This window comes from Caballeronia sp. J97 (assembly GCF_905220305.1).
In the GTDB taxonomy this organism is placed as follows: Bacteria; Pseudomonadota; Gammaproteobacteria; order Burkholderiales; family Burkholderiaceae; genus Caballeronia.
Genome location: NZ_CAJMZL010000025.1, coordinates 1 through 21,744, shown reverse-complemented (window position 1 = coordinate 21,744; position 21,744 = coordinate 1). Strand labels below are relative to the sequence as shown.

Annotated in this window: 18 protein-coding genes; 9 read left to right on the top strand and 9 right to left on the bottom strand. The window is 62.4% G+C overall.

What is annotated here, in order from left to right; genetic code table 11:
* Positions 1 to 260 precede the first annotated feature (260 nt).
* A complete protein-coding gene (locus U4Y90_RS26085) occupies positions 261 to 4,217 on the top strand; it encodes a response regulator (RefSeq protein WP_321798935.1) in 3,957 nt (1,318 codons plus the stop codon).
* Between the two features lie 16 nt (positions 4,218 to 4,233).
* On the opposite strand, the gene U4Y90_RS26080 is transcribed toward U4Y90_RS26085, so the two are convergent.
* The gene (locus tag U4Y90_RS26080; RefSeq protein ID WP_321798934.1) at positions 4,234 to 5,148 is read right to left on the bottom strand and encodes a response regulator; all 915 of its coding nucleotides are present in this window, start codon (positions 5,146 to 5,148) and stop codon (positions 4,234 to 4,236) included.
* A 409-nt stretch (positions 5,149 to 5,557) separates the two neighbouring features.
* Between U4Y90_RS26080 and U4Y90_RS26075 the strand changes: the two genes are divergently transcribed.
* Both U4Y90_RS26075 and U4Y90_RS26070 read left to right on the top strand, forming a co-directional pair.
* Complete coding sequence (locus U4Y90_RS26075; RefSeq protein WP_321798933.1) at positions 5,558 to 6,931, top strand: sigma-54 dependent transcriptional regulator; 1,374 nt, start codon at positions 5,558 to 5,560, stop codon at positions 6,929 to 6,931.
* A 354-nt stretch (positions 6,932 to 7,285) separates the two neighbouring features.
* A complete protein-coding gene (locus U4Y90_RS26070) occupies positions 7,286 to 8,644 on the top strand; it encodes an MATE family efflux transporter (protein ID WP_321798932.1) in 1,359 nt (452 codons plus the stop codon).
* On the opposite strand, the gene U4Y90_RS26065 is transcribed toward U4Y90_RS26070, so the two are convergent.
* The 4 genes from U4Y90_RS26065 to U4Y90_RS26050 form a co-directional block, all read right to left on the bottom strand.
* Positions 8,629 to 9,333, bottom strand: a complete 705-nt coding sequence (locus U4Y90_RS26065; protein WP_321798930.1) for a class I SAM-dependent methyltransferase — start codon at positions 9,331 to 9,333, stop codon at positions 8,629 to 8,631. The genes U4Y90_RS26070 and U4Y90_RS26065 overlap by 16 nt on opposite strands.
* 14 nt (positions 9,334 to 9,347) lie before the next feature.
* Entirely contained in the window at positions 9,348 to 10,544 is a 1,197-nt protein-coding gene (locus tag U4Y90_RS26060; protein ID WP_321798929.1) for an acyltransferase, read from the bottom strand.
* 147 nt (positions 10,545 to 10,691) lie between these two features.
* On the bottom strand, positions 10,692 to 11,870 hold the full coding sequence (locus U4Y90_RS26055) for an alpha/beta hydrolase (protein WP_321798927.1): 1,179 nt from the start codon (positions 11,868 to 11,870) through the stop codon (positions 10,692 to 10,694).
* 41 nt (positions 11,871 to 11,911) lie between these two features.
* Positions 11,912 to 12,793 (bottom strand): LysR family transcriptional regulator, encoded by an 882-nt coding sequence (locus tag U4Y90_RS26050; protein ID WP_321798925.1) that lies wholly within the window; start codon positions 12,791 to 12,793, stop codon positions 11,912 to 11,914.
* A gap of 126 nt (positions 12,794 to 12,919) precedes the next feature.
* Between U4Y90_RS26050 and U4Y90_RS26045 the strand changes: the two genes are divergently transcribed.
* From U4Y90_RS26045 to U4Y90_RS26035, 3 genes are all read left to right on the top strand, one after another.
* Positions 12,920 to 14,200, top strand: coding sequence for an MFS transporter (locus tag U4Y90_RS26045; RefSeq protein WP_321798924.1), 1,281 nt, complete (start codon positions 12,920 to 12,922; stop codon positions 14,198 to 14,200).
* A 7-nt stretch (positions 14,201 to 14,207) separates the two neighbouring features.
* Positions 14,208 to 15,077 (top strand): amidohydrolase family protein, encoded by an 870-nt coding sequence (locus U4Y90_RS26040; protein ID WP_321798922.1) that lies wholly within the window; start codon positions 14,208 to 14,210, stop codon positions 15,075 to 15,077.
* Positions 15,078 to 15,174: 97 nt separating this feature from the next.
* Entirely contained in the window at positions 15,175 to 16,056 is an 882-nt protein-coding gene (locus U4Y90_RS26035) for an isocitrate lyase/PEP mutase family protein (protein WP_321798920.1), read from the top strand.
* A gap of 48 nt (positions 16,057 to 16,104) precedes the next feature.
* Here the strand turns inward: U4Y90_RS26035 and U4Y90_RS26030 are convergent, their stop codons facing one another.
* Complete coding sequence (locus U4Y90_RS26030) at positions 16,105 to 16,404, bottom strand: DUF4148 domain-containing protein (protein ID WP_321798918.1); 300 nt, start codon at positions 16,402 to 16,404, stop codon at positions 16,105 to 16,107.
* A gap of 228 nt (positions 16,405 to 16,632) precedes the next feature.
* Between U4Y90_RS26030 and U4Y90_RS26025 the strand changes: the two genes are divergently transcribed.
* Complete coding sequence (locus tag U4Y90_RS26025; protein ID WP_321798917.1) at positions 16,633 to 16,926, top strand: DUF1330 domain-containing protein; 294 nt, start codon at positions 16,633 to 16,635, stop codon at positions 16,924 to 16,926.
* Positions 16,927 to 16,956: 30 nt separating this feature from the next.
* On the opposite strand, the gene U4Y90_RS26020 is transcribed toward U4Y90_RS26025, so the two are convergent.
* On the bottom strand, positions 16,957 to 17,679 hold the full coding sequence (locus U4Y90_RS26020; protein WP_321798915.1) for a haloacid dehalogenase type II: 723 nt from the start codon (positions 17,677 to 17,679) through the stop codon (positions 16,957 to 16,959).
* Between the two features lie 183 nt (positions 17,680 to 17,862).
* On the opposite strand from U4Y90_RS26020, the gene U4Y90_RS26015 reads away from it, so the two are divergent.
* Together U4Y90_RS26015 and U4Y90_RS26010 are read left to right on the top strand one after the other, a co-directional pair.
* Entirely contained in the window at positions 17,863 to 18,573 is a 711-nt protein-coding gene (locus U4Y90_RS26015; protein WP_321798914.1) for an SDR family oxidoreductase, read from the top strand.
* Between the two features lie 68 nt (positions 18,574 to 18,641).
* Positions 18,642 to 18,878 carry a 4-oxalocrotonate tautomerase family protein gene (locus U4Y90_RS26010; protein ID WP_321798913.1) on the top strand — a complete coding sequence of 79 codons (237 nt, stop codon included), beginning with the start codon at positions 18,642 to 18,644 and terminating at the stop codon, positions 18,876 to 18,878.
* 62 nt (positions 18,879 to 18,940) lie between these two features.
* Here U4Y90_RS26010 and treA read toward each other — a convergent pair whose 3' ends face one another.
* Both treA and U4Y90_RS26000 read right to left on the bottom strand, forming a co-directional pair.
* Complete coding sequence (treA, locus tag U4Y90_RS26005; RefSeq protein ID WP_321798911.1) at positions 18,941 to 20,590, bottom strand: alpha,alpha-trehalase TreA; 1,650 nt, start codon at positions 20,588 to 20,590, stop codon at positions 18,941 to 18,943.
* 134 nt (positions 20,591 to 20,724) lie between these two features.
* A complete protein-coding gene (locus U4Y90_RS26000; RefSeq protein WP_321798909.1) occupies positions 20,725 to 21,618 on the bottom strand; it encodes a helix-turn-helix domain-containing protein in 894 nt (297 codons plus the stop codon).
* Positions 21,619 to 21,744 lie beyond the last annotated feature (126 nt).

The following is a 21,744-nucleotide window of genomic DNA, read 5'->3' as shown; positions in this document are numbered from 1 at the left end:
GACGATCGAACAGATCGGCGGGCTTTAGGACAAGGCGACTCCATGCTCTCGAAACCAGCCGGGCAGCGAAAATATTCCCGTCGCGCCGGCTCAAGCTTTCGTGCCTTCGCGCCGTAAACACGCCGGATAGCCGCGCGAAACGCATGCGGCGCCTCGCCTGTTCGTCGACCGGCCTCCTCCGAATGGCGCGATAAGATACGGCAGCATTCGATCGTCGCGCCGGCCTGGCGCCCTGCAATCGCTCATTCGGAGACAACGGCGTGCACAGTCGCCATTCGCTCACTTTCAGGATGACGGTGTTTATCGGCGTCGTCTGCATGCTCATCGTCGGCACCGATCTGTGGCGCAGCGTCGCGGCGCGCCGCGTGCAGATCGACGAGATGACGACCGCGACGTCCAACCTCGCGCGCGCGATGGCGCAGCACGCGAACGACACCTTCAAGGAAGCCGATACGACGCTCATCGGCATGGTGGAGCGCGTCGAGGAAGACGGCACCTCGCCGCAGGCGCTCGCGCGCCTGCACCGCTCGCTCGTGTCGCGGGTCGAGCAGTTGCCGCAACTGAACGGCCTCTTCATCTACGACAAAAACGGCGCCTGGCTCGTCAATTCCCAGCCCAGGCTCGAATCGCGGTTCAACAACTCGGATCGCGAGTACTTCGAATATCACCGCGCGCACACCGATCAGGGTTCGCACATCGGGCCGCCCGTCAAGAGCCGCTCGACGGGCAAATGGATCGTGCCGGTGTCGCGCCGCATCGATGCTCCCGACGGCAGCTTCGCGGGCGTCGCGCTCGCGACCATCGACATCGATTTCTTCTCGCGTTTCTACGACAGTCTCGATCTCGGCCAGTCGGGCGCGGCGGTGCTCGTTTTGAATTCGGGCGTGATGGTCGTGCGCCGGCCGTTCGAAGACCGTTTCGTCGGCAAGAACGTGAACGACACGGCGCTCTATCGCTCGCATCTGGAACAGGGCCGCGCCGGCGTGTTCACGACGCGCTCGTCGCAAGATCACATCACGCGCCTGAACAGCCTGCGGGAATTGCAGGACTATCCGCTCTTCGTCGCGGCGGCGCTCGCGGAGGACGAAATCCTCGCGCCGTGGTGGCGCGACACGCTCTGGCACGCGTCGGTCACGACCGTGCTCGCGCTCGTGATCGCGATGTTCGGCGCGCGGCTCGTGCGCCAGGTCACCGCGCGCACGCGCATCGAGCAGGCACTCGCGCGCAGCCTCGCGACGACCCAGACCGTGCTCGACACCGCGATCAGCCCGATCATCACCGTGGACGAGCGCGGCGCGGTGCGCTCGTTCAACTCGGCGGGCGAAAAGGTATTCGGATACAAGGCGAGCGAAGTCATCGGGCAAAACATCCGGATGCTGGTGCCCCCGCCGCATCTGGATGCGTATAACGAATACATCATGCAATTCAAAGGCGATAGCGGCGTCACGACCGCCGACTGCGAGCTTGCCGGACAGCGCAAGGACGGCACGTCGTTTCCCGCGCACGTCTCCACGGGCGCAATGCGGCTCGATGGTGCATTGCATTTTGTATCGGTAATTACGGATATTTCCCGACAAAGAAAGGAACGCAGCGAACTGGCGCACGCGCGCGACCAGTTGCTGCTGGCTGCCGACATCGCCGAACTGGGCATCTGGTCGTGGGATCTCGCGACCGACAAGCTGCACTGGAACGCGCGCATGTTCGAGATTTACCAATACCCGCCCGAGATGCTCGATAACGGTCTGCACTTCGAGCATTGGCGGCTGCGCATTCATCCCGATGATCACGACGCGATCATGGCGGACCTGCGCGCGGCGGTCGCGGGAGAAACCGAGACGTTGCCGCCGTTTCGCATCGTCCTGCCGGACGGCACGACGCGGCGCATCCAGAGCGGTCTGCGCATGCAGCGCAACGCGAACGGCGCGCCCCTCGTGATGACCGGCGTGAACTACGACGTCACCGACCAGTACGAACTGGAATTCCATCTGCGCAACGCGAAGGAACAGGCCGATGCGGCGAGCGCGGCGAAGTCGTCGTTTCTCGCGAACATGAGCCACGAAATCCGCACGCCGATGAACGCGGTGCTCGGCATGCTGCATCTCGTGCAACTGACGGCGCTCAACGCGCGCCAGCAAGATTACGTGAGCAAGGCCGAGACCGCCGCGAAGTCGTTGCTGAACCTGCTCAACGACATCCTCGATTATTCGAAGATCGAAGCGGGCAAGCTGCAACTCGACAGTCATCCGTTCGAGCCGGAAAAGCTGATGGAGGAGCTGGGCATCGTGCTATCGGGCAATCAGGGAGCGAAGGATGTCGAAGTGCTGTTCGACCTCGATCCGTCCTTGCCGGCGGTGCTCGTCGGCGACAGCTTCAGGCTTCAGCAGGTGCTGATCAACCTCGCGGGCAACGCGCTCAAGTTCACGTCGGCGGGGCAGATCGTCGTGAGCGTGCATCGCATCGAAGACTCTAGCGATGCGACGGGCGATGCGGCACGCGTGCGCATCGCGGTGAGCGACAGCGGCATCGGCATCAGCGAGGCACAGCTCGGGCGCATTTTCGAAGGCTTCACGCAGGCGGAGGCGTCGACGTCGCGCCGCTACGGCGGCTCCGGTCTCGGGCTCGTCATCAGCAAGCGGCTCGTCGCGATGATGGGCGGCCAGCTCGAAGTGGCAAGCCGCGTGGGCGAAGGCAGCCGCTTCTGGTTCGACATCACGCTCGGAGTGGACACGACGGGCGTGCGGGTGCATGACGACGGCGCGATCCTCGAGCGTGGCGCGCGCATTCTCATCGCCGACGACAACCCGGTCGCAGGCGAGATCATGTCGCGCACGGTGCGCTCGCTCGGCTGGCACGCGGACATCGTGACGAGCGGAATCGAGGCGGTCGCGCGCATCGGCGAGGCGGCCATGAGCGATGCGCCCTACGACATCGTCCTGCTCGACTGGCGCATGCCGGGACTCGACGGACTGAGCGCGGCCAGGCGCATCAGTGCGATGAAGGACCGCGCCACGCCGCCGCTCGTGTTGCTCGTCACGGCGTTCGGACGCGAAGTGTTGCGCGAGTCGCAGGAAGGCGGCGCCGCGCCCTTCGCCGGTTTCCTGACCAAGCCCGTGACGCCGAAGCAGCTCGCCGCCGCGATCCGCGCCGCGCTGCCTCGCGGGATCGACGCGATGCCGGCCGCCAGGCCGCAACCGGCGAACAAGGCGCGCCGCCTCACCGGACTCGCGTTGCTCGTAGTCGAGGACAACGCACTCAACCGTCAGGTCGCCGAAGGTCTGCTGCTGGCGGAGGGCGCGTCCGTGACGCTCGCGGAAGACGGCCGCGCGGGCGTCGACCGGGTCTTGGCCGCCGACGTGCGCTTCGATGCGGTGCTGATGGACGTGCAAATGCCCGATCTCGACGGACTCGAAGCGACGCGTCTCATTCGCGCGGACGGCCGCTTCGCCGCGCTGCCGATCATCGCGATGACGGCCAATGCATCCGGCGCGGATCGCGACGCCTGTTTGCAGGCCGGCATGAACGAACACGTGGGCAAGCCGATCGATGTCGAGCGGCTGGTCACGGTGCTGCGCGCGTGCACGGGTCGCACGCCGATGGCGCCGCATACGGAGCGCACCGACGCAGACGCGGACGCCGATCCGGTCATCGAGCCGCGCGATTCGATCGTGGCGCGCTTCGGCGGCAATACGGATCTGATCCGCAATGCGGTCGACCGCTTCGGCGCACAGACCGACAGGCAACTGGCGCAGCTTGCGTCTGCGCTCGCGGCGCACGACGCGCAAGGTGTCGCATCGATGCTGCATGCGATCAAGGGCAGCGCCGGCACGATCGGCGCGGCAGCGCTCGCGAAGCTCGCAAGCACGCTCGAACACGATGCACACATGCTCGACGCAACGCGCGCAAGGCTATCGCACATGCAGCAGTTGCTCGCATCGAGCGTGACGCAACTCGTCGATGAATTCGGTCGGCCCCGAACGCCTACGCAGCGCACGGCGAGCGCGTCGCCACTGGAAGACGACGACTGGCGCGCGCGTCTCACCGCGATCGTCGCATTGCTCGATGCATCGAATCTGCAAGCGATCGCGCTATCCGAGAACCTGTCGCCGCATGCGCCGAGCGTGCATCGCGAGGACTTCGAGGAATTTCTCGCGCGGGTGCGCGCACTCGATTTCGCGCGCGCATCGGAGATCGCGCGCGACATGCTCGAACAGGTTTGAGGCGGGACGCTACGGCTCAAGCACCGCGGGTGTCGCGAGCGTACACCGGAAACGGATGAACATTCGCACCGCCCGCCGACTCCAGCAGCGCGCGCAATTCTTCCCGCGCCTTGCACGCCGAAGCCAGCGCGCCCTGCACACGCGCCTGAAGCACCGCGGAACGGGCCGGCTTCGCGATGACATCCGCCGCACCCGAATCGAGCGTGCGCTGCTCGGTTTCGACATCGCGCCCATCGGTCAGCACGACGATCGGCACGTGCGCCAGTTCGGTCAGCAACGCGCGCACGGCGTCGCAAGGGTTATCGCAGCAACGCGCATCCAGCACGATCGCATCCGGCTCCTTGTCTTGCGCGAGACGCAGCGCGGCGTCGCAATCCTTCACCAGGTCGACTGCGCCGATGCCTTCGAGCGCGTGGCGATGCGCGTCGATCATGTCGTCCGCGAGAATGCCGAGCACGCGCACGCCCGTGGGTTTCGACGCCGCAGGCTTCGCGCCCTCCTCGTGCCGTCGCGCAAGCGCCTCCATCACGCGCTGCCGCAGGCGAAGTTGTGCCCGCACACGCGCTTGCAGGCGCGGCGCGACGAGCGGTTTGATCACGTAATCGGCCGCGCCCATGCGAAAGGCGTCGACTTCGAGCGCCGGCGCGTCGTGACTGGTGACGAAGATCACCGGCACGCGCGCGAGCTTCGCATCCTTCTTGAGGATCTCGCAGACATCGAAGCCCGTCATGTTGGGCAGATTGGCGTCGAGCAGGATGAGGTCCGGCGTCGCGTCATGCGCGAGCGCAAGCGCGGCCTCGCCGGTGGTCGCAAAACGCTGATTGGGGAATTCCGCGAGCATGTCCCCGATGATGCGGATCATCGCCGGATCGTCGTCGACGAGAAGCAAGCGCGGCTGATACGTTGAAGTGGAGTTCTCTGCTTTATCCATGTTCGAACGGGTATTCATCAGACAAGACGCACTTTGCGAACTGTACGCTCGCCCTGCGTGCGCCGCAAACTGAAATTGCATGAAGGTATTAATTATCTGATATTTCAGGCTTCGTCAGATTCAATTGAGCAAATACTTATACAGCTAATCATATTCATAAGCGAATAAGTAATTCGTTCCGATCATTCTTCCGAGCAAAGGCTTTGCAGCATAAGGCGCGCGTCAAAAAAGCACGTGCGATCAGTGCATTTCCGCACGGACGTCCCGCAAAAAATGCTATGACGTTTTTAATCGATTCTGCCGATCAATGTAAACATTCAAAATCAGCTTATCGTTTGCGAGGCTTTTTACATTACGGCAACCGGGCGCATACTTGGCGCTACATCTACTAAAAAAGCTGAGAAAAGCCATGTACGGGGAAGCCAGAACGCTCTACTTCGTGGGCCGCGGGGTATCGGAGGATCTGTCCGAGCGGCTGCACGCTCGTGGCTGGACCATCGAGCGCATCGATCCGGCCAAGCCACCCAAATCCGCGAGACACAGCAAACGCGCCGCAGCCGGGATCGTCGACCTGACGAGCCGCGGCTTTGCCGCCGAAGCGGCGACGCTCACCGGGTTGCTGGCAAGTTATCAGATCGGCTGGGTTGCGACCGTCGACGCCGAGCATGTCGAAAGCCCCGAGATTTGCCGCCTGATTCGCGATTTCTGCTTCGACTACGTGACGGTGCCCTCTGCCGCCGACCGTATCGTCGATGCGGTCGGACATGCGTACGGCATGGTCTCCCTGCATGACACCGCGAGCAACGATCCGCGCAAGGACGAATGCAAGGAAGGCAGCATGGTCGGCTCTTGCGATGCGATGCAGGCGCTGTATCGCTCGATTCGCAAGGTCGCGATGACCGATGCGCCCGTATTCATCTCCGGCGAATCGGGCACGGGCAAGGAACTCACCGCCGTTGCGATTCACGAGCGGTCGGTGCGCCGCGAGCAGCCGTTCGTCGCGATCAATTGCGGCGCGATTCCCGCGCACTTGCTGCAATCGGAGCTCTTCGGCTATGAGCGCGGCGCGTTCACCGGCGCCAATCAGCGCAAGATCGGACGCGTGGAAGCAGCCGACGGCGGCACGCTCTTTCTCGATGAAATCGGCGATCTGCCGCTCGAAAGCCAGGCGAGTCTGCTGCGCTTCCTGCAGGAGCGCAAGATCGAGCGCCTGGGCGGACAAGGGTCGACGGATGTCGATGTACGCATCATCTCGGCGACGCACGTCGACATGCAGGCGGCCATGCTCGAAGGACGCTTTCGCGCGGACTTGTACCATCGCCTGTGTGTGTTGCAGATCGACGAGCCGCCGTTGCGCGTGCGCGGCAAGGATATCGAACTGCTTGCGAATCACATGCTCGAGCGCTTCAGAAAAGATGCGAGCCGGCGGCTGCGAGGCTTCGCGCCGTGCGCAATCGCGGCGCTCCATAACTATGGCTGGCCCGGCAATGTGCGCGAGTTGATCAATCGCGTGCGCCGCGCCATCGTCATGTCGGAAGGACGGCAGATTCTCGCAAGCGATCTCGAACTCGGCGAATATGCGGAAGCCGCGCCGATGACGCTCGCGCAAGCACGCGAAGCGGCCGAGCGACAGGCTATCGAAGTGGCGCTCTTGCGGCATCGCGGACGGCTCGGTGAAGCGGCCGACGAACTGGGCATCTCGCGCGTCACGCTGTATCGCATGCTGACCGCGTATGGTTTGCGCGCGAAAACGGACAGGCCGCTGGAAGCGTCGGGCGCCTAGCGTTTCATGTCGGTGCGCGTGAATGGTGCGCGATTCATGATTCGCTTAACAGCGCGATCGAGGAACCTTCATTGGCGTTCGTCACTCCAACCACCGCATCGTGAAAGGCTGAAGCGGCATCCGCGCATCACGCGCAGATAGCCTCGTCACGCATTTCCTCTCGTAGCCCACTGGCCTGTTCTCGCGCGGCCAGTTCGTGCGCTACTCAGTTTCGTTTCATTCATATGCGGCCCGCCCGAGTCCTTGGCGCGCTCATATCGCGCACATGCGCCATGCCATCACTCTGACTCGCACGCCGGATGCGTCGCGACCGTGTATCTGGCGTGCCTAGCGAGTAACGTCGGATTGTCAGTCATGGTTTCGCATAACAACGCTTCTCTCGTTCGTCAGTTCTCGAACTACGCCGTGCCCACCGTGCTCGCCGCATGGGTGTACTGCATGCACTCCGTCATCAGCGGCATCTTCATCGGACGCCATGTCGGCGCCGATGCGCTTGCCGCGTTGAATCTGCTCGTGCCCCTGCTTTATCTGCCGTATGCATTCAGCGTGATGATCGGTGTCGGCGGATCGACGCTCGTCTCTCGTCTGCTCGGCGAGCGGCGCGAGCGCGATGCCGCCGAAGCATTCACGCAGGCGCTCTGGCTGCTCGGTCTATGCGGCGTCGTCTTTGGACTGGCGATTCATCTTTATGCCGATACATTCGTGCAATGGACCGGCGCGCGCGGAGAACTCGCGCGCCTCGCGAAAGACTTCCTGCATGCTTATGCGCCGTTCGTCCTGTTCCCGACCGCATGTTATGCGCTCGAACTGTTCCTGCGCATAGAAGGCGCGGCCAGATTCGGCCTGGTCTGCCTCATCGCGGGCGGCATCGCCGATGTCGCGCTGACCTGGTGGATGGTGAGTCACATGCAATGGGGCATGCGCGGCGCGGCGCTTGCATCGGGCATCAGTCAGGCGCTCGCCTGCATTCCGATGCTGGCCTATCACTTCGTCAAGGCGCGCCACGTTCGTCCCGTCGCGCATGCTTTCGCGCGGCTCGATCACGCATGGCGCATGGCCTATAACGGGGTATCGGAATTTCTCGGCGAAATCGCGCCGAGCGTCACGCTCTTCGCGTTCAATCACGCGGTATTGCGCTGGCTCGGCGACACGGGTCTCGTCGCGTTCGCGGTCGTCGAATACATGACGATGATCGCGTCGGTCACGATGGTCGCGCTCGTGCAGAGCATGCAACCCATCGTGAGCTTTCAGCGCGGCGCGGGCAACGCACACGCCGTGTCACGCGCGTTTTCGATCGGCATCGCGGTCACCGCCGGCTTCGCGATCGCCGCCGCGTTCGCGATTCTCACGCTCGCGCAGCCGCTCGGCGCGCTCTTCGTGCCCGACAGTCCGCAGGCGCAAGCACTTCTGCGCGATGCGTTGCCCTGGTGTGCGCTCGCGTTCCTGCCTGCCGCGATCAATGTCGCAATCAGCGGCTATCTGACCGCCATCGAGGCGCCGCTCGCATCGATGATCGTCGCGCTGCTGAGAAGCTGGCTGTTGCTGCTGATGATGCTCTGGCTCCTGACCGAGTGGCTCGGGCCGCGCGGTCTTTGGATGACCGTCGCCGTTACCGAAGTGGCTACGCTCGTCGCGAGCATCGTGTTGTATCGCACGCGCGGGCGGCGCTTCGATCTGTGCGCGTCCGCGACGGCCAATCAGGCGCTCTTGTAGGCGATGAGTCCGGCCCATTCGCGGCCGTCGAGCGGAAAGTACTCCGGATTCAGGCCGCGCGGACACGGCGTGAATTCCGTGCACTCGATGCGAAAGCCCGCGTGCAGAAACTCGCGTGCGAGGATGGTGGGATCCATCAGGTTGACCGTCGCGGGCAAGAGCTTCGGCACGAGAGCATAGCGATCCGAATCGTCGGTCAGGCCGGGCCATGCACTGCCCGATGCAACCGCGCGCTCATAGTCCGGAATCATCTTCGCCATGAATCGATGATAAGGCGTGAAGCACAGCACGAACGCCTTGCCGCCGGGCTTGAGCCAGTCGTGCATCCTGGCGACGCCCGCGCGGAAATCGTCGGGTGCGAGGAAATGCAGCACGTGCGACGCGAGAATTGCATCGAGAGAAGATTCTTCGAGATCGTATCGCGGGAATGCGCCCTCCAGCAGCACGAGATTGTGCTCGAGCCCTGCCGGCGCCGCCCGCCTGATCTGCTCCAGTTGCGCGCGCGAAATATCGTTGGCGATCACGCGCGTGCGCCTGCTCAGCGAAGGCAAGGATGCGGTTCCGTAGCCCGCGCCGATATCGAGCGCGACGCCCCCACGCTTGCGCGCGAAGCGAATGAATGCGCGCGTGTATTTCGACAGCGGGAAAGCCGAGCCATGGCGACTTTCGGTCAGGCGTTCACCGCTCATGCGCATCCTCGCGATCAGGCGTCGCGCGTCAGATGAAAACGTCGATCGACCGATGCGAGCAAGCGTCTCGACAAGCGCGTCGCACGCCCTTGAATCAGCCTGTCCGACATGCGCGACAGTGCATAAGAAACGACCAGCACCGCGATCAGCGTCGCGCCGAATAGCGCAAGCGACGTTTCTCCATTCTTCTGTCCGAACGTGCGATCGAAGAAATGAAACGTCACATAGACGCAGATGAAGTGCCAAAGATAAATACCATAACTTTCACGGCCGAGCGCGGCGGCGCAGCGTCGAACGAATATGACGCGCGACGCGGCGTGCGGCCTGTCGCGATGCTTGCGTGCATGACGCGAGCACACGAACAAGAGAAACGCGACGGCACTGCAGGCGGCGAACACGGGCGCGAGTGCATGCGCCTTGTCGAGCCATACGCCGAGCGCGGCGGTCATCAGCGCAAATCCCAATGCCAGCGAAAAGTAGAGCCACGATACGCGCTTCGTCACATCGGACGCGCCGAGCAAATGCGAGCGGAACGCGTACCATGCCCACATGCCGACGATGAAGCACGGCCCCTGCACGGGCGGCCAGAAATAGCTGAAGGTGTTATTGGCCACGTTGCAATCGAGCGTGCCGTTGCAATCGCTCATCGACATCACGGCGCACGACAGGCCGAGCAACAGCACGGTTGCCAGCAGCAGACGCGCACGATTCATCGCGAGAAAGAACAGCAGCGGCGCGATCATATAGAAAAGCATTTCCACGCCGATCGACCATCCTCCCGGCACGACGTTATTGATCGCCGTCGGCGAGAGCGCATGCAGAAAGAGCATGTTGAGCAGCACGTCCATCGGGCCGTGCGCGCCGAGAATCCATGCGCGTTCGATGCCCGAGCGCGTCGCACCATAACTGATGAGACCGTACACCGCGATCGCGGCGTAATACATCGGTGCAATGCGAAAGAAGCGTTTGATATAGAAGCGCAGCGTCACATGACGCGCATCCGCGCAACGCGCGTGATCCATTTCGAGCGTCATGAAGATCGTGATCGCGCTGATCACGAAGAAAAGCTGCACGCCGTATTGGCCCATGCGCGCAATGAGCGTTACGGCGCCAAGCAGATTGGGAAACTGAAACGACAGGTGTACTGCAACGACCCCGACGATCGCGAGCGCCCGGCCTGCGTCGAGCGCGGCAACACGTCCTTTATCCATCGATACTCTCCTCGCGGTTCAATCCGACCTACAAACAAGGCCGCGAGGCCCGTGGACAAACGCGTTTCAAGTGAAGTTCCGCCGAATCGGCTATCAGACCGCAACTCTTACATGAGGAAACTTCATACACGTATGGATACATTTTCTCTAGATCGCGGGCGCATCCTGCCTCAGAAAGCGCAGGACGCGGCTGACCACCGTGCTCGGCTGTTCCTGCTGAACCCAATGCCCCGCTCCTTCGATCAGATGCGCCGCGCGAAAATTGGTGCAGGCCAGTACGCGCATCGCTTCGAAATCGCCCGGTCGCTGGTAATAGCCCCAATCGCTCGCGCCGGCTATGAAGCATGACGGCACGTCGATCGTGCATCCCGACCAGGTCCGCAACGCCGATGCATAACGCGGGTCGGTGCCGCAGCGATACCAGTTCAGTCCGCCCTGGAATCCGGTGCGCGCATATTCGGCCGCGTAGACATTCAAATCCGCATCGGACAGCCACGCACATGCGGCGATCCGCCCGGCGTCCGGCATGTGCTCCGCGACGGTCTGCGGCATCGTCGCGTCGGCGTTCATCACGTAGTACGCGGGAAGCAGCGCCAGTTGATCGGCCGTGACCGCTGCGAGCGGATGCGGGTGATTGCCCGGCCAGTCCGCGCTCTTGACGTGGTAATACGCGCGCAGGAACGCCGCGAGGCCTTGGGGCGCGCGCAACATGTCGTCGTTGGCCTGCGCACCCGAGTAATACCATTGATAGTGCTTGCGCGGCGGGTCGAGCGATGCAAGCGCCGCGACCGCTTCGGCCATGACCGATGGCGCTGTTTCCACGCGCGCGAGCCTCGCATCGTTCTTCGCCGTGTTGAACGGAAATGCGGGTGGCCCCGCGAACGGCGCGCTCATCATCGCGACCGACGCGAACACATCGGGGCGAATGAGTGCGCACCACGCGGCCACGGGCGAGCCGAAGTCATGACCGATGACCGATGCAACCCTGCGATAGCCCAGCGCCGACACGAGGCCCAGCACATCGCGCACGAGGTTCGGAAAGGTGAACTCGTCGAGATCGGCATCGAACGAGGCCGCGCCGCCGATGGTGCGCCCATAACCTCGCTGATCCGGTGCGACGACATGAAAGCCCGCATCGGCGAGCGGCTTCATAACCTTGCGCCAGCTAAAAGCAAGTTCCGGAAAGCCGTGCAGCAGCACGATGCAAGGTCGTCCGGGCGCATCGAAGCCCGCTTCGAGCACATGCATCGAAAGGCCATTGCCGTTGTCGATCATGCGCGCGCGAATGCCCTCCGGCAAAGGCAGATCGTTCGACGGTTGATTCATGTGTGTCTCCTGAACGGGCATGCGTGCATCTTGCGACGCGCTCATGCTTCGAGCAAGGCCGCGAAACGGTCCGCGAGCGTCGGGCGCGAGCGCGTCGGCCATATCGCGCTGAGTTCGAAGGGCGGCAGGTTATCGCCGTCGCGCACCTCGCAGAAGCGCACGCCGGCGAATTGCAATGCCGTCACGGATTGCGGCAGAAGCGATGCGCCGCATCCCGCCGCGACGCAAGCCAGCACGGTCAGCGAACGATTCGCGTCCTGCACGACATTCGCCTCGCATCCCGCCTTGCGAAAAGCACTCAGGATACCCGCGCGCACGACCGGCAGTTGATCGCTCGGAAACCAGACGAGGCCGGCATCGGATAACTCTTTCAAACCGACTTTTCCGTCATCGCCAATGGAGAAAGACCACGGCAGCACGGCCAGCAAGCGTTCTCGCGCGATCAGTTTCTCGCGCATGCGTCCGCCGACGGCCACAGGCGTATGCAGCAGACCGATATCGATCGTGCCTTTCTCCAGCGCGCTCGCCTGTTCCGCGTTGCTCATTTCCCTCAGTATGAGTTCGACATTGGGCACCTCGCCGCGCAGCGCGGCAATGGCCCGCGGCAACAGACTGAAAAGCGCCGCCGATGCGAAGCCGATCGTCAAACGCCCGCCGCGTTGCGCGCCGATTTCACGGGCGCGATGCGACGCGGCATCGATACGCGCGACGCTCAGTCTGATGTCTTCGACGATCGCCTCGCCCGCCGCCGTCAACTGTGCGCCGCGTCGCGTGCGCTCGAAAAGCTTCACGCCGAGATCGCGCTCCATGCGTGAAAGCGCCTGGCTCAACGCGGGTTGCGCGATATCGAGCACTTCGGCCGCGCGCGTGACGCTGCCTGCATCGACCACGGCGAGGAAGTATTTGAGGTTGCGCGTCTCCATGCCGCGAGCATATCAAAATGCAATGAAAGATGAACATATCCATAGTATGCGAGGCCGACCTTCGTTTCTAGAATGCAATGGCATAGTGAACAAGAGCCGGCCCGAGGCCCGCACAGGAGACGCAAGATGAATTGGTACCGTGAGATTTCCACGGCGGAAAAACGCACGCTATGGGGATGCTTTGCAGGCTGGGCGCTCGATGGCGTCGACACGCAGTTATTCAGCCTCGTCATTCCGACGCTCATCGCGACATGGGGCATCGGCAAGGGACAAGCGGGCCTGATCGGCGGCGCGACGCTCGTCGCGGGCGCGTTGGGCGGGCTTTTCGCCGGCGTGCTGTCCGATCGCATCGGGCGCGTCAAGGCCTTGCAAGTGACGGTGCTCTGGTTCTCGCTCTTCACGTTTCTCAGCGCCTTCGCACAAAACTTCGAGCAGTTGCTCGTGCTCAAGTCGCTTCAAGGGCTCGGCTTCGGCGGCGAATGGACGGCGGGCGCCGTGTTGCTGAGCGAAACGATTCGCGCTAAGCATCGCGGCAAAGCGATGGGCATCGTGCAAAGCGCATGGGGTTTCGGCTGGGCCGGCGCGGTATTGCTCTATACGGTCGTGTTTTCGTGGGTCTCGCCCGATTGGGCGTGGCGTGTGCTGTTCGCGGTCGGCCTGATACCGGCGCTGCTCGTCGTTTATATGCGCCGCAATATCGAAGAGCCGCCTCGCGAATCGAAACCGAGCGAAGAACCCGAGCCACGTCAGGGCGCATTCGCGATCCTGGCCGGCATCTTCCATCCCTCGGTGCTGCGCACGACGATCGTCGGTGGATTGATCGGACTCGGCGCGCATGGCGGCTATCACGCGATAACGACATGGCTGCCCACTTACCTCAAAACCGAGCGTCATCTATCGGTGCTCGGCACGGGCGGCTATCTGACGGTGGTGATCACCGCGTTCATCATCGGATGTTTTGTCAGTGCGTGGCTGCAAGACAAGATCGGTCGGCGGAAGAACGTGATTCTCTTCGCGATCTGCTGCGCGATCACGGTCAACGTCTATGTCTTCTTGCCGATCGGCGATGTCGCGATGCTCATCTTGAGCTTCCCGCTCGGTCTGTTCTCCGCGGGCATTCCCGCCACGCTCGGCGCACTCTTCAACGAACTCTATCCGCAGGGCGTGCGCGGCACCGGCGTCGGCTTCTGCTACAACTTCGGACGCGTGGTGTCCGCCGTGTTTCCGGTGCTCGTCGGGCACATGGGCAATTCGATGCCGCTCGGACAGGCGCTCGGCATCGACGCGGGCATCGCGTATGGACTTGTCGTCATCGCCGCGTTGCTGTTGCCCGAGACGAAAGGCCGCCGCATTGCGACTGTCCCCGCTCAAGCCGCATCGGGCGAGCGCTCGCCCAAGCATGTCTGATACTTCCATGACGCACTCACTTCACGCCACGCTCGCCGACGAGAACTGGCTCGAATCGACGCCCGCCGCGATCGAAGCGATCGACAGCCACGCGCATGTCTTCGTGCGCGGCCTTCCGCTCGCGCCGCATCGCCGTCATGCGCCCGACTATGACGCGACGCTCGATGACTACGCCGAGCACTTGCGCGCCAACGGTGTATCGCATGCCGTGCTCGTGCAGCCCAGTTTTCTGGGCACGGACAATTCATTCTTCGTCGACGTGCTGCAGCGCTATCCGCGGCGCTTTCGCGGCGTGGCCGTCATCGATCCTTCGATCAGCGACGCCGAGTTGCATCGGCTCGCGGCGCTCGGTGTCGTCGGCATGCGGCTCAATCTGATCGGCCTCGCCTTGCCCGATCTGCGCGAAACCCGTTGGCGCGAATTGTTCGAGCGCATCAATGCGCTGGGCTGGCATGTCGAGATTCATCGCAGTGCCGTGGATCTGCCGATGCTCATCACGCCGCTCGTCGAACAGGGCTGCACGATCGTGATCGACCATTTCGGCCGTCCCGATCCCGCATTCGGCGCGGACGATCCGGGCTTTCGTTATCTTCTGAAGACGGCCAGAAGCGGACGTGTGTGGGTCAAGCTATCGGCGGCTTATCGCAGCGTGTGCGGCGAGAGTGGCGCATCGCTCGGTCAGACGCTCACTCGCGCATTGCTCGATTCGTTCGGTGCATCCCGGCTCGTGTGGGGCAGCGACTGGCCGCATACGCAGCATCGAAGCCTGATCGACTACGGCGCTTCGCGCGATGCGCTCGACCGCTGGATTCCGGACGCATCGCTGCGTACCATCGTGTTGCGCGACTCGGCGCGTGCGCTGTTCCGCTTCCCGTGATGCTCGCGCGAGCATCGAAGCGCAACGCGCGTTAGCATTGCAGACGCTGGCGCATACATCGGCGCCGAACACGAAATCTCTTTCCGGAACCGAAGCCATGACCACTTCATCTTCCCGCCGCCGTGCTGCGTTCCGCGAACGGGTCAACGCACGCAGCGCCCTGCTCCTGCCTGGCGCGTTCAACGCGATGAGCGCGCGTGTCGCCGCCGATCTGGGTTTCGAAGCGATCTACATCACCGGCGCGGGCGTCACGAACATGTCGCTCGGCATGCCGGATCTCGGCTTCATGGGCCTCGCGGAAATCGCCGAACATACGGCGCGCATTCGCGATGCGGTGGAGGTGCCGCTCATCGTCGATGCGGATACGGGCTTCGGCAATGCGCTCAATGTGCGCCATACCGTGCGCACGCTGGAGCGCGCGGGCGCCGATGCGATTCAGCTCGAGGATCAGGTGATGCCGAAGAAATGCGGCCATTTCGCGGGCAAGGCCGTGATCTCGACGAATGAGATGACAGGCAAGATACGCGCGGCCGTGGATGCACGCGAAGACGATAACTTTCTGATCGTCGCGCGCACCGATGCCTGCGCGGTGGAAGGTTTCGATGCGGCGATCGAGCGCGCGCGAGCATTCGTCGAAGCGGGAGCGGACGTTCTCTTTGTCGAAGCGATCGAAACGCCGGAGCAAATCGCATCGCTGCCCAAGCTGCTCGATGCGCCGCAACTGATCAACATCGTGATCGGCGGCAAGACGCCGGTGACGGATCAGGCGGATCTCCAGCGCCTGGGTTTCAGCCTCGTGCTCTATGCGAACGCCGCCTTGCAAAGCGCCGTGCGCGGCATGCAGACCGCGCTAGGCGCATTGAAATCGCAAGGGCGGCTCGATGAAGATCCCGCCGTCGTCACGCCATTCGCCGAGCGTCAGCGCCTCGTGAACAAGCCGCTTTACGACGAGCTCGATCGCAAATACGCGGCGGACTGATTGCTGCGCCTGAAGCGGACATGAAATCCCGCTTCAGGCATTCGCACTTCAGCGCGAGTACATCGCGTTCCAGTCGGATTGCGACACGCGCGCACCGCCCGATTGCGTCGTGCCGTTAGCCGCGCCGCCATAAGCCGTCGCGCCGTCGCGTGCGGCGAGCTTCGCTTCGGCCGCCTGAATCGCTTCGGGATAATGCGCCTGATCGCCGTCGCCCACGTGATAACCGACGCTCTCCAATGCGGCGAGTTCCGCACGCACCTGAGCGCGCGTGATCTGGCTTTGCGCGAACGAAGCGACGGGAACGACAAGAGCGGTGGCGACGACTGCTGCGCGGATGATCGACTTCATGATGAAACTCCAGTGTTATGAGGTGCTTGGCTTCGAACTCAGTGTCGTTCGAAGCAGTGAGAGCAGTCTATGACGCTGAATCTCTCGGGTTAACCCCTAGCACAGGAAAGCACCTTTCACTGAAACGCGCTGAATCGATAATTTGCTATGCTGGCCGCCGGACTGAGCGCACCAGCGCGCTGCGTTCGCCTCATGGCGCAAAGCGCCCGTCAAACACTGGAGATAAAGATGGCAAAAGGATATTGGGTCAGCGTGTACAAGACGATCATGAAACCCGAGCAGGCTGCGCAGTACGCGAAGATCGCGACGCAAGCGATCGCGGAAGGCGGCGGCCGTCCGCTCGTTCGCGGGGTCGCGGCGATGGTGCAAGGCGAAGGCGCCATCGAGCGCACGGTGGTCATCGAATTCGATTCGCTCGACGCAGCGGTCGCTGCCTATAACAGCGCAACGTACAAGCACGCACTGGAAGTGCTGGGCGATTCCGTGGTGCGCGATTTCCGTATCGTCGAAGGCGTCGCTTAGTCCGTCTTCACTGGCCGATGTTCGCGGCGTTCATGCGCCTGCGGCATCGGCCAGTTCGTTCATGTCGTTCGCGACGGCATCCCAGTCGCTTTCGGCTTTCAGATCCACTGTCTGACCGGGACCGCGCTCATACGGACGCGCGACGAACGCCGTACGCAAGCCGCACTTTCTTGCGGCCGCGAGATCGTCGTTGTGCGCAGCGACGAGACATACTTCGTCCGGCTTCAGCATCAGCACGTCGGCCGTGCGCAGATACGCCTGCGGATCGGGCTTGTAGATCTGCGCGATCTCCGCGCCGAGAATCGCATCCCATGGCAAGCCGGCGCGCTTGGCCATATCCACCATCAGACGAATGTTGCCGTTCGAAAGCGGTGCGATGATATGGCGTGCCTTGAGTCTTTGCAGGCCCGCAATCGAATCCGGCCACGGATCGAGTCGATGCCACGCGAGATTCAGTTCGTCGAGCACTTCGGCAGGAACAGACTTCGGTTCAATGCCGAACTCCGGCAGCACATCCAGCAAATTCTCGCGATGCAGCACATCGAGCCGCACGAATGGCCGCTCGCCGCCGATGACCTTGCGCATCGCGGGCACATAGCGGCCGCGCCACGCATCGGCGAAAGCCTCGGGCCGCGCGCCCGCCGCGCCGTAGCGTTGCAGGAACGGTGCGGCCTCGCGCGCGACGCCGCCGCGCCAGTCGACGACGGTGCCGAATACGTCGAATACGAATGCCTTTACGTTATGCAATCCCACGTCGTCTCTCCCGTTGAGTCATTCGTCTGATCGATTCGCGCGGCGCGCATTTGTTCCTCGCGCGCAAGACTGATTGTCCACCGCGGGTGTACGCAATGAACCTCGAAAGGCCTAGATTACGAGCCATCGGAGCCTTCGGTCCGATCCGCAACAGGCCCACATCAACATCTATCGAGGTTCATCATGAGCAACACCAACAAGGTCGCCATCGTCACCGGTGCATCGCAAGGCATCGGCGCCGAAATCGTCAACGCGTTTCGCGCACAAGGTTATCGCGTCGTCGCGACAGCCCGTTCCATTCGGCAGCCGGACGATCCGAATATCGTCGCGGTCGCGGGCGATATCGGCGAACGCGCCACCGCGCAGCGCGTCGTGGAAGCGGCGATCGCCAACTTCGGCCGCATCGACACGCTCGTGAACAATGCCGGCATCTTCATCGCCAAACCCTTCACGCAATATACGCAGGAAGACTATGCCGCGGTCCTCAACGTGAATGTCAACGGCTTCTTCCATGTCACGCAACTGGCCATCGAGCAGATGGAAAAGAACCAGAGCGGGCATGTCGTCAACATCACGACGACGCTCGTCGATCATGCGGTGAGCGGCGTGCCTTCGGTCCTCGCGTCGCTGACGAAGGGCGGTCTGAATGCCGCGACGAAATCGCTTGCGATCGAATATGCGAAGTCCGGCATTCGTGCGAACGCCGTGTCGCCCGGCATCATCAAGTCGCCGATGCACGCGTCCGAAACGCACGAAGCACTCGGCGCCCTGCATCCGATGGGACGCATGGGTGAAATGAGCGACATCGCGAATGCCGTGCTGTATCTTGATTCCGCACCTTTCGTGACGGGCGAGATCCTGCACGTCGATGGCGGTCAAAGCGCGGGACATTGATCGATTCTTTACCGGTTTCGAACGCGCCCGTGCGGGCGCTTCGCCGTCTGCCACTCAAGGAGATCGCCATGCCGATCGTTACGATTCAGGTGACACGCGAAGGCAACAAGCCCGGCACGAACGCCGTCACTGCCGATGAAAAGAAGCAGCTCATCGAGGGCGCAAGCCGGCTCTTGCTCGATGTGTTGAACAAGCCACTCGATGCCACGTTCGTCGTCATCGAGGAGGTGGAACTGGAGAACTGGGGTGTGGGCGGCCTGCCGGTGACGGAATATCGGCGACAAAAACAGGCGAAGCAAAGTTGATACGCATCGCGTGCTGACATCGCCGAATGAGATACATCGGCGATGTCAGTCGCTTCGATTGCCTATTGCGCCGACGGATAAAGATCGAGCAGCTTCAGCGTCACGCCGTTCGTCCATCCGAAGCCGTCCTGCAACGGATACTCGCCGCCTCCGCCGCCGCCCGTTCCCTCGCCTTCCACGATGTACTTCTCGACGAGCTTCTGCTGCGTCTTGTAGACGTTATTCACGTCGCCAAGAAAGCGCGTGCCGATCTGCTGCGCGAGGTCGCTGCGTCCATAGCGCTTCAGGCCTTGGACCGCGATCCAGTGCAACGGCGCCCAGCCGTTCGGCGCGTCCCATTGCTGTGTGGTGTTGTAGGTGGTGGTGGTGAGTCCGCCCGGTTTCAGCAGAATCGCTTCGACTGTTTTCGCGGTCTTGTGCGCGCGCTCCGGCCATGCGGCGTTCGCGAAGAGCGGATACAGCATCGCCGCCGACGGATTATTGCGCGGTTGCCCGAGCTTCCAGTCGTAATCACCGTAGTATCCATTCTTGTTCCAGAGATACTTGTTGATGGCGATCGCACGCCTGGCCGCCCGCCCGACGAACTCGCCGACGCAACCGAAATCGCGCGCCTCGCCGCAGCCGATCGCGATCGTCGTTTCGAGGTGGAACATCAGGCTATTCAAATCGACCGGAATGATCGATGTCGTGCGGATCGTCGCGAGCGTCATGTTGTCGCCGAACCAACGCGAACTGAAATCCCAGCCGCTTTCGGCCGCCGCGCGCAAATCGCGATAAACCTCGTTCGCCGGACGATCCGTGACCAGCTTGGCCGTGGCGACGTCTTCCGAATATGACTCGTCACGCGGCGTGTCACGTGCGTCCCAATAGCGATTGAGCACGGTCTTGTCCGGCAGCATCACGACGTTGCGCACCGCTCCGCCCGGCTGCAGCGTATCCGCGCCCTTCATCCAATAGCTATATTCACGCCGCAATTGCGGCAAATACTTCTGATAGACACGCCCGCCTTCCTTGTGCGCGGCAAGTTCGACCATATACGAGAAGAACGGCGGCTGCGAGCGGCTCACGTAATAGGTACGATTGCCGTTCGGAATATGTCCGATCGTATCGATCAGATACGCGAAGTTATCGAGCATATCGTCGACGAGATCTTCGCGGCCCGCTTCCTGAAGACCCAGCATCGTGAAATAGGTATCCCAGTAGTAGCCCTCGCGAAAACGTCCTCCCGGCACGACATATTGCTTGGGCATCGGTATCAGCGAGCTATTGGGCGGCACGTTCGCGCTCGTCGTCAGACGCGTGAGCTCTGGCCAAAGCCAGTCGATGTGCTCGACGAGCGACTGATTCGGTGGCGGCGTGATGACCTGATCGGTGGGCGGCGTGAAGTACTGTCCGACAAAGGTCTTCAGCGAAAAGCCCGGCACCGACATCTGCTGGTGATAAGCCTGAACGATCTGCGCCGGGTCGATCTTGGGCACTGCATCGACGAAAGTCTTCTGATCCGGATAAATGCCTTGTGTCTGCACGGCGACGAAAAGATCGCCGTATAACTCGCTCGGTGGCGGCGGCAGCGTATAACTGCTTTGTGCGTCGGCATACGCAAGATTGGCCGCCGCGCTCATGACGAGCCAGGCGCCCAGCATTCCGCGTGCCTTGAAGTGGAAGCGCCGCGACGCCCGTTGCGCCGCTCGATGCGATGACAGTGCGATCATGCTCACTCCTTCGAAGGGTGATTGAACCGGACTGGTCTCGCTCGCGCCGTTCTTGTTTTTGATCGATTCAGAGCACGGCGAAGCATCGCACGCTTGCACGATGGTGGCAACCCTTCGACACCGAAGCCGTCAGGCTATTGGATGGCCAGCGCCTTGTGCGCTTCGGCCTGAAATTGCGTGGGCGTGACGCCCGTCTGCTTGCGGAAATAGCGGCTGAAGTAGGCGATATCCGCGAAGCCCAATCCATGCGCGATCTGCTTGACCGACATGTTCGAATACACGAGATCGCGTTGTGCCTCGCGCACGAGATGCTCGTTGATCATCGCGAGCGGCGAGCTCGATATCTCTTCGCGGCACACGCGCCCGAGTTGCGTGACGGTCATGCCGAGCTTTTGCGCATAGAAATCCACGGGACGATGCTCACGAAAATGTGTGGCCACCAGTTCCCTGAAGCGCTTGATCTGTTGTGCGCGCCTTTCCGTCGACGCGACATTCGGCGTGGACGCGCTCTCGCACAGCCGCGCGACATGAATGAACAATGCGATCAATAACGACATGCCCGCCGCCATGTGTCCACGGTTCGTCGCGCGAAATTCCTTTTCCAGCAAATCGATGATCGGCATGAACGCGCTGTCCTTCACGGACTGAGCATTCATCCGCGAGACGCCCGCGCGTTGCAGCACCGGAATGAGTCCCGGCGCGGCAATCGAAGCAAGCGCCTCGATCGATCGTTGCGCGACGGTCACGACGAGACCGTCGACGTTCGGCGCAAAGTTGAATCCATGTACTGTTTGCGCGGGCAGCAGGATGACGCACGGCGGCACGATATCGATCATGCTGTTCTCGATCAGCACCTGACCGCCGCCGGCACGAATGTACAGAAATTGCAAGAGCGCGTCATGGCGATGAGCATCGATATGCCAGTCGTTGGGCGCGCTGCGCTCGACGATCCATTCGAAGTTGTACGCGTCATACCACGGCGGACGCGCCGATTCTCCGTACAAGTTGTAGTTAGGGATTTTCCTCATGTCGCGCGTCTCCTGATGCACAAATTGTCCTGTCGTCTGCCGCCTTTGTCCAATTTTTCATGCATCGCCGTGAATATACTTTTTTCACGGACAAGGCCATCGGTGCCTTGGCATCGGACAGACTCA

What these genes read in the sequence shown, in the direction of transcription:
- U4Y90_RS26080 (WP_321798934.1), bottom strand. Translation starts at nt 5,148, where the DNA reads ATGGATAAAGCAGAGAACTCCACTTCAACGTATCAGCCGCGCTTGCTT.
- U4Y90_RS26075 (WP_321798933.1), top strand. Translation starts at nt 5,558, where the DNA reads ATGTACGGGGAAGCCAGAACGCTCTACTTCGTGGGCCGCGGGGTATCG.
- U4Y90_RS26070 (WP_321798932.1), top strand. Translation starts at nt 7,286, where the DNA reads ATGGTTTCGCATAACAACGCTTCTCTCGTTCGTCAGTTCTCGAACTAC.
- U4Y90_RS26065 (WP_321798930.1), bottom strand. Translation starts at nt 9,333, where the DNA reads ATGAGCGGTGAACGCCTGACCGAAAGTCGCCATGGCTCGGCTTTCCCG.
- U4Y90_RS26060 (WP_321798929.1), bottom strand. Translation starts at nt 10,544, where the DNA reads ATGGATAAAGGACGTGTTGCCGCGCTCGACGCAGGCCGGGCGCTCGCG.
- U4Y90_RS26055 (WP_321798927.1), bottom strand. Translation starts at nt 11,870, where the DNA reads ATGAATCAACCGTCGAACGATCTGCCTTTGCCGGAGGGCATTCGCGCG.
- U4Y90_RS26050 (WP_321798925.1), bottom strand. Translation starts at nt 12,793, where the DNA reads ATGGAGACGCGCAACCTCAAATACTTCCTCGCCGTGGTCGATGCAGGC.
- U4Y90_RS26045 (WP_321798924.1), top strand. Translation starts at nt 12,920, where the DNA reads ATGAATTGGTACCGTGAGATTTCCACGGCGGAAAAACGCACGCTATGG.
- U4Y90_RS26040 (WP_321798922.1), top strand. Translation starts at nt 14,208, where the DNA reads ATGACGCACTCACTTCACGCCACGCTCGCCGACGAGAACTGGCTCGAA.
- U4Y90_RS26035 (WP_321798920.1), top strand. Translation starts at nt 15,175, where the DNA reads ATGACCACTTCATCTTCCCGCCGCCGTGCTGCGTTCCGCGAACGGGTC.
- U4Y90_RS26030 (WP_321798918.1), bottom strand. Translation starts at nt 16,404, where the DNA reads ATGAAGTCGATCATCCGCGCAGCAGTCGTCGCCACCGCTCTTGTCGTT.
- U4Y90_RS26025 (WP_321798917.1), top strand. Translation starts at nt 16,633, where the DNA reads ATGGCAAAAGGATATTGGGTCAGCGTGTACAAGACGATCATGAAACCC.
- U4Y90_RS26015 (WP_321798914.1), top strand. Translation starts at nt 17,863, where the DNA reads ATGAGCAACACCAACAAGGTCGCCATCGTCACCGGTGCATCGCAAGGC.
- U4Y90_RS26010 (WP_321798913.1), top strand. Translation starts at nt 18,642, where the DNA reads ATGCCGATCGTTACGATTCAGGTGACACGCGAAGGCAACAAGCCCGGC.
- treA (WP_321798911.1), bottom strand. Translation starts at nt 20,590, where the DNA reads ATGATCGCACTGTCATCGCATCGAGCGGCGCAACGGGCGTCGCGGCGC.
- U4Y90_RS26000 (WP_321798909.1), bottom strand. Translation starts at nt 21,618, where the DNA reads ATGAGGAAAATCCCTAACTACAACTTGTACGGAGAATCGGCGCGTCCG.